Here is a 12,443-nt window from a genome sequence, read left to right on the forward strand (position 1 = left end):
ACGAGCGCGTTGTGTAACCTCCGAACGGAAATGGCGACCACCACCGACCCCGCACAGACGCCCTCGACCGGACTGGCCGAGCGGCTCCGCGTGCCCTCGCGATTCCCCTACCGCACGATCGCGATGGGCACCGTCGGCAGCACCCTGCTGATGATCGCCGCCCTCGGTGCGGGCGGCATCCTGATCTCCGACCCCGTGCTCGGCCACGGCCCGCTCTCCTGGGTCCGCTACGGCCACGGGCGCATGCTCGCCAACGCCGTCCTCTACACCGGCTTCGGCATGGTCGTCTGGGCGTGGGTCCGGCTCGGCCGCTACGTGCTTGCCGGCCGCGTCGGCAGCCGCCCCGTCCTGGTCGCCGCGGGCTGCTGGATGGCGCCGCTGCTGATCTCGCCCCCGCTGTTCACCCGCGACGTCTTCTCCTACCTCGGCCAGGGCGCCCAGCTGCTCTACGGGCTCGACCCGTACGCCAACGGCCCCGCCGAGCTCGACGTGCTGCCGAACGTCGTGCAGAACGTCCACCCGCTCTGGCAGACCACCCCGGCCCCGTACGGGCCGCTGTTCCTGCTGATCTCCAAGGGCGTGGTCGCCACCACCGGCGACAACATGATCCTCGGCGTCATCCTGATGCGCGTCGTGCTGCTGGTCGGGCTCGCGGGAACGCTGTGGGCGCTGCCTCGGCTGGTCAAGCACCTCGGCGGCAAGCTCCCGGTCGCGCTGTGGCTCGCGGTCGCCAGCCCGATGATGGTCATCCACCTCTTCGGCGGCCCGCACAACGACCTGATGATGCTCGCCTTCCTCACCATCGGCGTCCTCGCCGCCCTGGAACGCAAGCACGTCGTCGCGGTCGTCCTGGTCACCATCGGCATGCTGATCAAGCCCACCGCGGCGATCGCGCTGCCGTTCATCGTCTGGATGTGGGCCAACCACCTCACGGGCGAGTCGAAGGTCCGCAACTTCCTGCGCGCCGGCGCCGCCTCGGTGGGCCTGTTCCTGCCGGTGTTCGTCGCGGGCACCTGGATCTCGCTGGGCTCGCTCAACCTCGGCTGGTGGTCCGGGCTCAAGGCCCCGCAGCTGATCGCGAACTGGCTCAACATCCCGACCGGCATCGGCGAGGTGTTCTACAACCTGGTCCACCTGATCGTGGACGTCCAGGTCTCGCCGTTCGTGACGGTCGCCCGCGCGGCGGGCATGCTCCTGCTGATCGCCTTCGGCGTCCGCCAGTGGTGGCTCGCCCGCGGCGGCGGCACCGAGGCGGTCTACCGGGCGGGCATCTCGCTCCTGGCCGTGGCGATCCTCATGCCGCCCACCCTGCCGTGGTATCTGACCTGGGGTTTCGTGCTCCTGTCGGCGTTCAAGTGGCAGCCTCGCCACCTGGCGCTGGTGGTGGCGGTGTCGGTGTTCGTGACGCTGGTGTACTACCCGACCGGTGAGCAGGCCCTGTACGACTGGTGGTTCATCGCCGGGGTCGTGCTGGCCAGCCTGTACTCGGCGGCGTCCCTGCTGCGGCCCGACCCGCTGGGCCTGATCGACGCCTGGCGGCGCCCGGAGAAGTTCCTCCGCGGCTAGAGCTCGCGGTAGTACACGGTCAGGGGCAGCGCGGTGCAGCCCAGGCGCTCGTAGAGGGCCCGCGCCGGCGCGTGGAACGGGTCCCCGCCGGTGCCGATCTCGACCACCTCCGCACCCTGTGCCTTCATCGCGGCGAAAGCGTGCTCGCACAACAGCGTGGCCACGCCGCCCCGGCGGTGCGCCGCCGCCACCGCGACGTGGCTGATCGTGCCGTTGCGCTTGGCCGGGTCGACGCTCCAGGCGACGTACCCACCGATGACCCCGTCCAGTTCGGCGACGGCGACGTGGCGGTGGCTGCCGGGATCGTGCAGCCGCGGCACCTCGGCCCGGTAGTCCTCCCGCCAGCGACCGTGCTGGTTGGCGAAGACCACCTCGCCGACCAGCGGCCGGAAGGACTCCTCGTAGAACGGCCCGAACGTCTCGACGGTCAGCTCGACCAGCCGAGCCAGGTCCTCGGTGGTGCACGGACGGATCAGCATCCGGCCAGCCAAGCAGCCGGCGACCGGCCGCGGCCACCGATTTACCCGCCCGCCCAGCCGCTCCACCGGTGCACGTCCGTGACCACCACCGCGTGCTCCGGCGGCCGGGCCACGTACTGCTCGTACTTCGCCACCAGCCACGACACCGGCTCGCCGCCCGGCGGCTCCACCCGCGCGACCCCGTCCGCGCGGGCCCACCACAGCCGCGACCAGTCCTCGGCGTAGCCGTCGGCCAGGAAGCACACCGCCGGGTTCGCCGCGATGTTGCGGAGCCGGCGCAGGGCGGTCGTCGACTTCGGCTTGTGGTCCACCGCGAACACCACCGTGTCGCCGCGCACCGCGAACGTCACCGGCACCAAGTGCGGCGTCCCCTCGGCCGAGACCGTCGCCAGCCGCGCGACTCGCGCGGCGGCGAAGCGGTCCCGTGCCTCTTCCGGGGTCATGTCAGCGCCGGCTCGTCGAACGTCAACGTCCCCAGGTCCGCGTCCAGCGTCACCGGTACCCCCAGCGGCAGCGTCGGCGACGACGCCACGTGCCCGAACCCGAACTCCTCCACCAGCGGCACCCCCAGCGGCCCCAGCCGGTCCACCATCAGCGCCCGCACGTCCGCCGGGTCCCCGCACGCCGCCCACGAACCCAGCACGATGCCGCGCACCCCGGCGAACCAGCCGCCGCGCACCAGCTGCGTCAGCATCCGGTCCAGCCGGTACACACTCTCCGTCACGTCCTCCAGCAGCACGATCGCGTCCCGCGCCGACCCGTGCTCCGGCGTGCCGATCCCCGCCGCCAGCAACGACAGGTTGCCGCCCGTCAACACCCCCGACGCCCGGCCCGGCACGATCGCCGACCCGCCGCGCACCACCAGGTTCCGCTCCGGTTCGAACAGCGACCGCCGCAGGTGCTCGACCGCGAAGTCGTCGAACAGCACGCTCGCCGGCATCGGGGAGAACATTGTGGACAGTCCGAGGTGGACGTCCACCGCCCGGTGCAACGCCGTGATGTCCGACGACCCGGCCAGCACCTTCGGGCCGGCCGCCCGCAACGCCGCCCAGTCCACCAGGTCCAGCATCCGCTGCACGCCGTACCCGCCCCGGGCCGCGAGCACGCACCGCACGCCCGGGTCCAGCCACGCCTCGGTGAACTCCGCCGCCCGCGCCGCGTCCGGCGCGGACAGGTACGGCGGCGACCCGGGCGACGCACGCACGCACGGCCCGACCCGCACCTCGACCCCCCAGCCGCGCAGCACCGGCAGCGCCTTCTCCAGCAGGTCCGCCGGCACCGGCCCGGCCGGCGCCACCAGCGCCACCGTGTCCCCGGCCCGCAACCGCGGCGGCCTCACCGCGACAGCTCCAGCCGCGCCACACCCGGCGTCTCGAACCCGAACACCTGGCCGTAGAACGACAACTCCGCCTCCAACGCCGCCACGATCGTCGCCGCCTGCCGGAACCCGTGCTGCTCACCGGCGAACCGCTGGTAGGCGTACGGGATCCCGCGCCCGGCCAGCCGCGCCACGAACCGGTCGGCCTGCTCCGGCGGGCAGATCCGGTCTTCCAGCCCCTGCTGGAACAGCACCGGCCCGGCCAGCTCCCCGACGTTCGCCAGCGGCGAACGCTCCACGTACCGCTGCCGCGCCGACGGCAGCGGCCCGACCAGCCCGTCCAGGTAGCGCGACTCGAAGTCGTGCGTGTCGCCCTCGGTGCCGGTCCACCCGGCCAGGTCCAGCACCGGGAACATCACCGTGCCCGCCCGGTAGGTCTTCGTCGTCGTCAGCGACGCCGCCGCGGTGAACCCGCCCGCGCTGCCGCCGCGGATCCCCAGCCGGTCACCGTCGGCCAGCCCGGCCGCCACCAGCGCCTCGGCCACGGCGACGCAGTCGCCGACGTCCACCACGCCCCACTGCTCCCGCAGCCGCTCCCGGTAGGCCCGCCCGAACCCCGTCGACCCGCCGTAGTTCACCGCCGCCACGCCGATGCCGCGGCTGGTGAAGTACGCGATCTCCAGGTTCAGCTCGGCGAAGTGCTGCCCGGTCGGGCCGCCGTGGACGTCCACCAGCAGCGGCGGCCGCTCACCGTCGGGCGCCGCGAAGTCCGGGTTCCGCGGCGGGTAGAAGACCACCGGCACGGCCTCGCCGCCCGCCGTGCTGAACACCCGCTCCTGCGGCACCGGCAGGTACGCCGAGGGCAGCTCCGGCTGCGGCGTCAGGTCCGTCACCGCGCCGTCGAGGGCCACCCGCACCACGGCGGACTCGCGAGCCGGCCCGCCCGCCACGCCCACGACGTCGTCACCGGCCACCGCGAGTCCCGTCGAAGACCACGCCGTCAGCTCGCCGGCCAGCGGCGTCACCGAACCGTCCGCCTCGTCGAGCACCGCCAGCCGGCCCGAGGCGAGCACCGCGTGCCGCCCGCCGCCCAGCGGCGCGAACCACCGCGAGCCCGCCTTCCACAGCGGCCCGCCCAGCTCCTGCTCGACCGGCGCGAGGTTCACCACCGACCCGTCCAGGCCGACGCGGTGCAGGTTCCACCAGCCGTCCGGGTCCGCCAGCGCCAGCAGCGTCGCCGTCGTCTCCCATTCGACCTGGCACACCGAGACGTCCGCGCCGCCGGCCAGCACCCGGTGCGGGCCGAACGCCCCGCTCCCGTCGACGGGGGCCACGCACAGCTCGGTGCCGTCCCACGGCATCAGCGGGTGGTCCCAGCCGAACCAGGCCGCGTGCCGCCCGTCCGGCGACAGCTTCGGCACGGTCAGGAACCGGTGGCTCGCGGCCAGGACCCGCTCGCCGCCGCCGGCCACCGCGATCGCCACCAGCTCCCGCTCGACGTCGGTCGGCCGCGGCCCGGTGGCGCGCTCCCGGACCGCCCACACCTCACCCGGCCGCCCGGCCCGCAGGTCGCCGTAGCGGACGCCCTGCGGCTCCTCCGGGGGCGGCGTGAGCGCCACCACGCCGGTTTCGCTCTGCGCGTACACGCGCTGATCGGCCCAGTGCGTGAACACCACGACCCCACCGATCACCGCCCACGGCCGGCCGCCGTACTCGTGCAGCCGGTTGCGGACGTTCCACGGCGCCGGCAGCACGTCCTCGGTGCCCCCTGGCACCGCCCGGACCAGCGCGACCCGGCCCTGCTCGCCGGGTCGCGCCTCCGCCCACCACACCTCTTCACCGACGACGTCGAGCCACTGCGGGCCGCCACCGGCGGCGGCCACCTCGGCGGCGGTGATGGGCGAAGACCAGGTTCCATACGGGGAGATCCGAGACACCCCCCGAGGCTAGCGGCCCGCGAACCATGGGGCGGCGGATGCCGATCATGCGCCGGTGGCCTAGGGTCGTCAGTGCTATGTCTCGCGTAATCCACGTCTTCCGCCAGCCGGATCGGTTCGTCGCCGGCACCGTCGGCGAGCCCGGCGATCGCACGTTCTACCTCCAGGCGTCGGAGGACGTGCGCACCATCAGCGTCACCATCGAAAAACAGCAGGTCGTCGTCCTCGCGGAACGGCTGAGCTCGCTGCTGGAGGAAGTCGCCAGCCGGTTCGGCGCCGACGTGCCCGACGACGCCCCCGAGGACCTCGTCGACCTCGACCCCCTCACCGTCCCGGTCGAGGAGGAGTTCCGCGTCGGCACCATGGGCCTGGGCTGGGACGCCGACAGCAGCGCGGTCGTCATCGAGCTGCTCGCCATCACCGAGGGCGAGGTCGACGAAACGGTCGTGCTCGACGACACCGAGGAGGGCCCGGACGCCGTCCGCGTGTTCCTCAGCCCGGCCGCCGCCCGGGCCTTCGCCGAGCGTGCCGACCGCGTCGTCAACGCCGGCCGCAAGCCGTGTCCGCTGTGCGCCGAGCCGCTCGACCCCGCCGGGCACATCTGCCCCCGGCAGAACGGCTACCGGCGCGAGACCGACGCGGGCGAAGACTGACCATGACGCCTGCCCCGGCCGACCCCGCCTCCCGCGAGCTCGTCACCCACGGCCGCATCGACGTCGAAGGCCGGCTGGTCGACGCCTCCAACGTCACGCTCTTCTGCGCCATCGAGCTCGACGGCGTCACCGGCCGGGTCGTGTACAAGCCGGTGTCGGGGGAGAAGCCGCTGTGGGACTTCCCCGACGGCACCCTGGCCGGGCGCGAGGTCGCCACCGCGATCATCGCCGACACCACCGGCATCGGCGCGATCCCGCCCACGGTGCTGCGCGACGGCCCGTTCGGCCCCGGCATGGTCCAGCTGTGGATCGAAACCACCGAAGACGACCTGGTGGAAGTCCTGCCGCCCGGCGACCTCCCCGACGGCTGGCGCCCGGTGCTGCACGCCCACGACCGCGACGGCGAGCCGGCGGTGCTGGCCCACGCCGACCACCCCGGCCTGCGCGACCTCGCCGTGCTCGACATCATCGCCAACAACACCGACCGCAAGGGCGGCCACCTCCTGCCCGGCGTCGACGGCCGCGTCTACGGCGTCGACCACGGCATCTGCCTGCACACCGACCCGAAGCTGCGGACCGTCCTGTGGGGCTGGATCGGCGAGCCGCTGCCGCCGGACACGGTCGAGAAGCTGCGCAAGCTGCGGTCCGAAATCGACGGCGGCCTCGGCAAGACCCTCGCCGAGCACATCACCGGGGTCGAGATCCGCGCGCTGGCCGACCGCACCGACGTCCTGCTCGCCGAGGGCATCTTCCCCGAACCGGGCGACGACTGGCGGGCCATCCCGTGGCCGCTGTTCTGATCGACGACGACGCCCGCGCCCGCCTCGTCGACCGCTTCGGCGCCGAACTGGCCGAACCCTGGTGCGACGGGCTCCCGGACCTGGTTGCCCGCCTGACCGCTCGATGGCGGCTCGATGTCCGCGAAGCCCGGCCCGGGAACACCGGCCGGACCCTCCTGTGCACCGGGCCTGCTGGTGACCTGCGGGTCCTCAAGCTGACCCCGGACCCCGAGGTCGCCCGGCTGGAGTTCACCGGGCTGAGCGCGTGGGCCGGGTGCTCCCGCGTCGTCCAGATCCTCGACGCCGACCTCGACGCCAACGCGATCCTGCTCGAAGGCCTCGTTCCCGGCACCGAGCTGTCCGGCCGCGACGTGCCGTGGGCCGAGCTCGGCGAGCTGCTCGACCAGCTGCACGCCGCCGAACCACGCGGGGAGCTCCGGCGGCTGGCCGAGGGCATCGAGTTCATCTTCGACCTCTCCGAACGCCGTCGTGGCGCGTCCGCGGCCGCCGCGCACATGAGCGCGGAGGTACTGGCCAAGGGGCGGGAGCGTGCTCTCGAACTCGCCACCAGCGGCCCGGTCACGCTCGTCCACGGCGACCTGCACCCGGCCAACGTCCTCGACGCCGGCCCCGGGCGCGGCGCGGTGGCCATCGACCCGCGGCCCGGGCTCGGCGACCCGTCCCTCGACGCCATCGACTTCGTCTACGTCCCGATGACCGCCGGTGGCACTCTCGACGACGGCATCGCCGCCCTCGCCCCGCACGTGACGGACTTCGACGCCGAGCGCGTCCGCGCCTGGTGCGTGGCGATGGCGCCGCTGATCGCGCTCCCGTCGTTGCGCCGCGGCGAGCGGACGCCGTTCACCGACGCGGTCCTGGAACTGGCGCGCTGACCGGCGTGGCATGCCCCTGCCCAGCGTCCGCGGCCACTAGGTTTCCAGGTCGTGCGCTCCCACTCCTATGACGACGTGCTCGCCGGCCCGCGCCGCAAGAAGGTGCCGGAGGTCCCCGCCGAACCCGGCCTGGTCGTCGAGGACCCGGCCAGTGGCTTCTGCGGCGCCGTGGTGAAGATCGAGTACGGGAACGTCGTGCTCGAAGACGCCAAGGGCCGCCACCGCGTCTTCCCGCTCGCCCCCGCCGGGTTCCTCCTCGAAGGCAAGCCGGTCACGCTCGTGCCGTACCGGGCGCCGGCGAAGCCACCGGCCCGGCAGATCTCGGCGTCCGGTTCGGTGCGCGTCGAAGGCTTGAAGGCCCGCGTCGCCCGCGACTCGCGCATCTGGGTCGAAGGCAAGCACGACGCCGAGCTCGTCGAACGCGTCTGGGGCCACGACCTGCGCGTCGAAGGCGTCGTCGTCGAGCCCCTCGACGGCGTCGACGTCCTCGCCGACCGCATCGCCGAGTTCGGCACCGGCCCCGGCCGCCGGCTGGGTGTGCTCGTCGACCACCTCGTGCCCGGCAGCAAGGAATCCCGCCTCGTCGACGCCATCCGCGACGAGAACGTGCTGGTCACCGGCCACCCCTACATCGACGTCTGGGAGGCCGTGCGGCCCGAAGCCGTCGGGATCGGGGCCTGGCCGAAGATCCCGCGCGGGACCGAGTGGAAGCAGGGGATCTGCGCCGCGCTCGGCTGGGGGCAACCTTTCGAAGGCTGGCAGCGTGTCCTGAGCGGGGTGAGCAGTTTCCGCGACCTCGAGACCCCGCTCATCGGGGCCGTGGAACGGCTCATCGACTTCGTCACCGAGCCGGCGGAAGAGGGCTGAATGTCCGTTTTGTCCAAGGTCACGCGAAGGTTACGTCCCGTCACTGCGCCGGTGCGAACCGGCGCGATCTGAGAGCATGAAGCCATGTCTTGGGCACTGATCTGGTTGATCGTCGGGATCGCCTTGATCATCGCCGAAGTCGTCTCCGGCGACTTCGTGCTGATCATGCTGGGCGTCGCCGCGCTGTTCGGTGCCGGTGCCGAGGTTCTCACCGGGAACCTGGTCATCGACGTCGCCGTGTTCGCCGTCGCCTCCGTCGGCATGCTGCTGCTGGTCCGCCCCGCGCTCAAGCGGCGCTTCCTGACCGGGCCGACCCACCACACCGGCATCGAAGCGCTGATCGGCGCCCGCGCCGTCGTGGTGTCCACAGTGGACGCCGAGACCGGGCAGGTGAAGCTGGCCGGCGACGTCTGGTCGGCCCGCAGCCTCGGCGAGCACCTCCCACCCATTGCCCCCGGCACGCAGGTCACGGTCGTCGAGATCTCCGGTGCCACCGCCGTCGTGTCGGCCGAGCCGTGAGCCTGGGACTCGTGACCGTCGGCGCGGGCCACGCCGCGGTGATCGAACGCGGCGGGCAGTTCCGCACGGTCCTCGGCCCCGGCCGCCACTTCGTGCTCCCCTTCGCCGACCGGGTCCGCGCCCGGTTCGACCTCGGTGACCAGATCCTCTCGGCCCCGCCCCGCCCGGTCGAAGCCGGCGACGGGCACGAGCTCCTCATCGGCTTCGAGGTCGTCTTCGCCGTCACCGACCCGCGCCTGGCCACCTACGAAATCGCCGGCCCGGCACTCGCGATCGAGCAGCTGACCCGCACCGCGCTGCGGCAGGAAGCCGGCCTGACCACTGCCGAGCGCGCCGTCACCGCGCCCGGCGACCTGCACCGTACAGTGTGGACGGTGCTGCACGACACGACCGGCCGCTGGGGCGTCACCACGAAGGAACTGCAGCTCGCGGTGAGCCCGCCCGCCGCGCCCGGAACGCCGTCAACCGCGCAAGAATGGTACTAGGTAAGGGGAAATTCTCTTGACCGGATTTGTGATCGGCCTGGTCATAGCCTTGGCCTTGCTCGTGGTCATCACGATAGCCAAGGCGGTCATGGTGGTGCCGCAGGCGCAGTCCGCCGTGATCGAGCGGCTCGGCCGGTTCCGCACGGTCGCCTCGCCCGGCCTCAACATCCTCGTGCCGTTCCTGGACAAGGTGCGCGCCCGGATCGACCTGCGCGAGCAGGTCGTCTCGTTCCCGCCGCAGCCGGTGATCACCGAGGACAACCTGACGGTCTCGATCGACACCGTCGTGTACTTCCAGGTCACCGACTCGCGCGCCGCGGTGTACGAGATCTCCAACTACATCGTCGGTGTCGAGCAGCTGACCACCACCACGCTGCGCAACGTCGTCGGTGGCATGAGCCTCGAACAGACCCTGACCTCCCGCGACTCCATCAACAGCCAGCTGCGCGGCGTGCTGGACGAGGCCACCGGCCGCTGGGGCATCCGCGTCGCCCGCGTCGAGCTGAAGGCGATCGACCCGCCGCCCTCCATCCAGGACTCGATGGAGAAGCAGATGCGCGCCGACCGCGAGAAGCGCGCCATGATCCTCACCGCCGAAGGCCAGCGGGAATCGGCGATCAAGACGGCGGAAGGCCAGAAGCAGAGCCAGATCCTCGCCGCCGAAGGTGCCCGGCAGGCGACCATCCTCGCCGCCGAGGCCGAGCGGCAGTCCCGCATCCTGCGGGCCCAGGGTGAGCGGGCCGCGCGCTACCTGCAGGCGCAGGGCCAGGCGAAGGCGATCGAGAAGGTGTTCGCCGCGATCAAGGCCGGCCGCCCGACCCCGGAGGTGCTGGCCTACCAGTACCTGCAGACGCTGCCGCAGATGGCGCAGGGCGACGCCAACAAGGTCTGGATGATCCCCAGCGACTACGGCAAGGCCCTCGAAGGCTTCGCCCGCGCGCTCGGCGCCCCGGGCGACGACGGCGTGTTCCGGTACGAGCCGCCGAAGGACGACGACGTCCCGGCCAAGCCCGACCTCGAGGACGACGAGGTCGCCGACTGGTTCGAGACCAAGAGCGACCCGAAGGTCGCCGAGGCCGTCGCGGCCGCGGAAGCGGTGGCGCGCAAGGAGGTCCCGGCGATCGGGGCGCCGTCGTCGCCGCCCGCGCGGCCGTCGATCCCGCGCCCGGCGCAGCAGCAGGCCGAGCCGGAAGCCGACGAGGACCGCGGCACCGAGGCCGTGCCCCCGCCGTCGCCGCAGCAGCCGCCGACGCCGCAGGGCGGTCTGCCGCAGCCGCAGGCCCCGGCCGGTCCGCCGCCCGGCGGCCAGTACCAGGGGCAGCCGCCGCAGGCCCCGCCGCCGGGTCAGTTCGGCGGCCCGCAGCAGCAGAACCCGGGCAGCGGCCCGTTCCCGCAGCAGCCCCCGTTCGGCGGCCCGCGCCGCTGACAGCCCAGCGCCCCAATGTGGCCTTGGTTGCGTTGAACGCACCCAAGGTGGCCTTCGGTGCGTTGAACGCACCGAAGGCCACCTTGGGGCGCTTCAGGCCCGGCGGTAGATTGTCACGTCGTCGATGTCCGCTTTGGACCGGTCCGTCAGGAAGACGACGCACAGGACGGTGACCACCGCGGACAGGATGATGTAGCCGGAGATCGCGTACGGCGTCCCGGTCGTGTGCAGCAGCCACGTCGCCAGCAGCGGCGCCGGTCCGCCCGCGAACACCGACGCCAGCTGGTAGCCGAGCCCCGCGCCGCCGTAACGCAGGTGCGTCGGGAAGCTCTCGCCGATCAGGGCCGCCTGCGGACCGTACTGCAGCGCGTGCGGGACGAAGGACACGACGACCGCGGCGAACACCAGCGCGTGGCTGCCGTGCGCCAGGATGGTGAAGTACGGGAAGGCGATCAGCCCGGTCAGCACCGCCCCGCACAGGTAGACCCGCTTGCGGCCGAAGGTGTCCGACAGCGCCGAGAACAGCGGGATCAGCGCCAGCTCGCAGGCCGCCCCGACGAGGACCGCGTTGAGCACGAAGGTCTTGCTGAACTCCGGCCGCGACACAACGTAGATGAGCACGTAGCTGGTGAACAGGTAGAACGGCATCTGCTCGCTGAACCGCACGCCGGCGGAAAGCAGGATTTCCCGCCAGTGGTGCCGGATCGCGTCGAGCACCGGCGTGCGGGCGGTCTGCCGGTTCTGCACGAGCTTGGCGAACATCGGCGTCTCGAGGATCTTCAGCCGGATCACCAGGCCGACCGCGACGAGCGCCAGGCTGAGCAGGAACGGGATCCGCCAGCCCCAGGAGTCGAAGGCGCTGGGGGAGAGCGTCGCCGACAGCAGTGTCATCCCGCCGGTGCCCAGCACCAGCCCGACCGGGACGCCGATCTGCGCGAAACTGCCGAGCAGGCCGCGTTTGCGCTGGTCGCCCCATTCCATGGCGAGCAGGACCGAGCCGCTCCACTCGCCGCCGATCGCGATGCCCTGCACCAGCCGCAGCAGCACCAGGATCAGCGGCGCGGCGAAGCCGATCGCCGACGTCCCGGGCAGGATCCCGACGATGCCGGAGGAGATGCCCATCAGCAGCAGCGTGACGATCAGGGTCGCCTTCCGGCCGATCCGGTCGCCCCAGTGCCCGAAGATGGCGGCGCCGACCGGCCGCGCGGCGAACCCGACCGCGTAGGTCGCGAAGGACTGCATGGCGCCGGCGTAGGCGCTCGAGGCGGGGAAGAACAGCTGCGGGAAGACCAAGGCCGCCGCGGTGTTGTAGAGGAAGAAGTCGTACCACTCGATGGTCGTGCCGACGGCGCTCGCCAGCGCCGCCCGCCGTACCTGCACTCTGCTGTCCGCCGTCACCTGGTGAGTGACGCCGTTGTCGCCCAGAACCATCTCGCAACACCTCCGGTGACTGATGTCACACAACAGTGTGACGCTCGACCACGATTTCGGCGATCGATGACCGGTTTCTCGTCCAGTCGG

13 protein-coding genes are annotated in these 12,443 nt (G+C 72.5%); 8 read left to right on the top strand and 5 right to left on the bottom strand.

Annotation, left to right across the window (positions count from 1 at the left end; translation table 11 throughout):
- Window positions 1–30 precede the first annotated feature (30 nt).
- Window positions 31–1,566: a polyprenol phosphomannose-dependent alpha 1,6 mannosyltransferase MptB gene (gene mptB, locus I4Q55_RS37400; protein ID WP_206794951.1), complete on the top strand. Its 1,536-nt coding sequence runs from the start codon at window positions 31–33 to the stop codon at window positions 1,564–1,566.
- Here mptB and I4Q55_RS37405 read toward each other — a convergent pair.
- From I4Q55_RS37405 to I4Q55_RS37420, 4 genes are read right to left on the bottom strand one after another with little or no spacing between them, the layout of a single operon-like run.
- On the bottom strand, window positions 1,563–2,045 hold the full coding sequence (locus I4Q55_RS37405; RefSeq protein ID WP_206794953.1) for a GNAT family N-acetyltransferase: 483 nt from the start codon (window positions 2,043–2,045) through the stop codon (window positions 1,563–1,565). The genes mptB and I4Q55_RS37405 overlap by 4 nt on opposite strands.
- Before the next feature lie 41 nt (window positions 2,046–2,086).
- Complete coding sequence (locus I4Q55_RS37410) at window positions 2,087–2,488, bottom strand: TIGR03668 family PPOX class F420-dependent oxidoreductase (protein WP_206794955.1); 402 nt, start codon at window positions 2,486–2,488, stop codon at window positions 2,087–2,089.
- On the bottom strand, window positions 2,485–3,384 hold the full coding sequence (locus tag I4Q55_RS37415; protein WP_206794957.1) for an LD-carboxypeptidase: 900 nt from the start codon (window positions 3,382–3,384) through the stop codon (window positions 2,485–2,487). The genes I4Q55_RS37410 and I4Q55_RS37415 overlap by 4 nt, the downstream gene beginning before the upstream one ends.
- Window positions 3,381–5,300 (bottom strand): prolyl oligopeptidase family serine peptidase, encoded by a 1,920-nt coding sequence (locus I4Q55_RS37420; RefSeq protein ID WP_206794959.1) that lies wholly within the window; start codon window positions 5,298–5,300, stop codon window positions 3,381–3,383. Before I4Q55_RS37420 ends, I4Q55_RS37415 begins: the two co-directional genes overlap by 4 nt.
- A 77-nt stretch (window positions 5,301–5,377) precedes the next feature.
- On the opposite strand from I4Q55_RS37420, the gene I4Q55_RS37425 reads away from it, so the two are divergent.
- The 7 genes from I4Q55_RS37425 to I4Q55_RS37455 all read left to right on the top strand — a co-directional run bounded on the left by I4Q55_RS37425 (window position 5,378) and on the right by I4Q55_RS37455 (window position 10,922).
- Window positions 5,378–5,953 (top strand): DUF3090 domain-containing protein, encoded by a 576-nt coding sequence (locus I4Q55_RS37425; protein ID WP_091311892.1) that lies wholly within the window; start codon window positions 5,378–5,380, stop codon window positions 5,951–5,953.
- A gap of 2 nt (window positions 5,954–5,955) precedes the next feature.
- The gene (locus I4Q55_RS37430; RefSeq protein ID WP_206794961.1) at window positions 5,956–6,753 is read left to right on the top strand and encodes an SCO1664 family protein; all 798 of its coding nucleotides are present in this window, start codon (window positions 5,956–5,958) and stop codon (window positions 6,751–6,753) included.
- Window positions 6,738–7,625, top strand: coding sequence for an aminoglycoside phosphotransferase family protein (locus I4Q55_RS37435; protein ID WP_206794963.1), 888 nt, complete (start codon window positions 6,738–6,740; stop codon window positions 7,623–7,625). Before I4Q55_RS37430 ends, I4Q55_RS37435 begins: the two co-directional genes overlap by 16 nt.
- A gap of 51 nt (window positions 7,626–7,676) precedes the next feature.
- Window positions 7,677–8,492, top strand: coding sequence for a DUF3097 domain-containing protein (locus I4Q55_RS37440; protein WP_206794965.1), 816 nt, complete (start codon window positions 7,677–7,679; stop codon window positions 8,490–8,492).
- Between the two features lie 84 nt (window positions 8,493–8,576).
- The gene (locus I4Q55_RS37445) at window positions 8,577–9,011 is read left to right on the top strand and encodes an NfeD family protein (RefSeq protein WP_206794967.1); all 435 of its coding nucleotides are present in this window, start codon (window positions 8,577–8,579) and stop codon (window positions 9,009–9,011) included.
- A gap of 11 nt (window positions 9,012–9,022) precedes the next feature.
- Window positions 9,023–9,496: an SPFH domain-containing protein gene (locus tag I4Q55_RS37450; protein ID WP_307793416.1), complete on the top strand. Its 474-nt coding sequence runs from the start codon at window positions 9,023–9,025 to the stop codon at window positions 9,494–9,496.
- A gap of 88 nt (window positions 9,497–9,584) precedes the next feature.
- The gene (locus tag I4Q55_RS37455; RefSeq protein WP_374194515.1) at window positions 9,585–10,922 is read left to right on the top strand and encodes an SPFH domain-containing protein; all 1,338 of its coding nucleotides are present in this window, start codon (window positions 9,585–9,587) and stop codon (window positions 10,920–10,922) included.
- Window positions 10,923–11,015: 93 nt separating this feature from the next.
- Here I4Q55_RS37455 and I4Q55_RS37460 read toward each other — a convergent pair whose 3' ends face one another.
- Window positions 11,016–12,353 carry an MFS transporter gene (locus tag I4Q55_RS37460; RefSeq protein WP_206794973.1) on the bottom strand — a complete coding sequence of 446 codons (1,338 nt, stop codon included), beginning with the start codon at window positions 12,351–12,353 and terminating at the stop codon, window positions 11,016–11,018.
- Window positions 12,354–12,443: the final 90 nt, after the last annotated feature.

It is taken from the genome of Amycolatopsis sp. MtRt-6 (genome assembly GCF_017308975.1).
GTDB lineage: Bacteria > Actinomycetota > Actinomycetes > Mycobacteriales > Pseudonocardiaceae > Amycolatopsis.

What these genes read in the sequence shown, in the direction of transcription:
- mptB (WP_206794951.1), top strand. Translation starts at nt 31, where the DNA reads ATGGCGACCACCACCGACCCCGCACAGACGCCCTCGACCGGACTGGCC.
- I4Q55_RS37405 (WP_206794953.1), bottom strand. Translation starts at nt 2,045, where the DNA reads ATGCTGATCCGTCCGTGCACCACCGAGGACCTGGCTCGGCTGGTCGAG.
- I4Q55_RS37410 (WP_206794955.1), bottom strand. Translation starts at nt 2,488, where the DNA reads ATGACCCCGGAAGAGGCACGGGACCGCTTCGCCGCCGCGCGAGTCGCG.
- I4Q55_RS37425 (WP_091311892.1), top strand. Translation starts at nt 5,378, where the DNA reads ATGTCTCGCGTAATCCACGTCTTCCGCCAGCCGGATCGGTTCGTCGCC.
- I4Q55_RS37430 (WP_206794961.1), top strand. Translation starts at nt 5,956, where the DNA reads ATGACGCCTGCCCCGGCCGACCCCGCCTCCCGCGAGCTCGTCACCCAC.
- I4Q55_RS37445 (WP_206794967.1), top strand. Translation starts at nt 8,577, where the DNA reads ATGTCTTGGGCACTGATCTGGTTGATCGTCGGGATCGCCTTGATCATC.
- I4Q55_RS37455 (WP_374194515.1), top strand. Translation starts at nt 9,585, where the DNA reads ATGGTGGTGCCGCAGGCGCAGTCCGCCGTGATCGAGCGGCTCGGCCGG.
- I4Q55_RS37460 (WP_206794973.1), bottom strand. Translation starts at nt 12,353, where the DNA reads ATGGTTCTGGGCGACAACGGCGTCACTCACCAGGTGACGGCGGACAGC.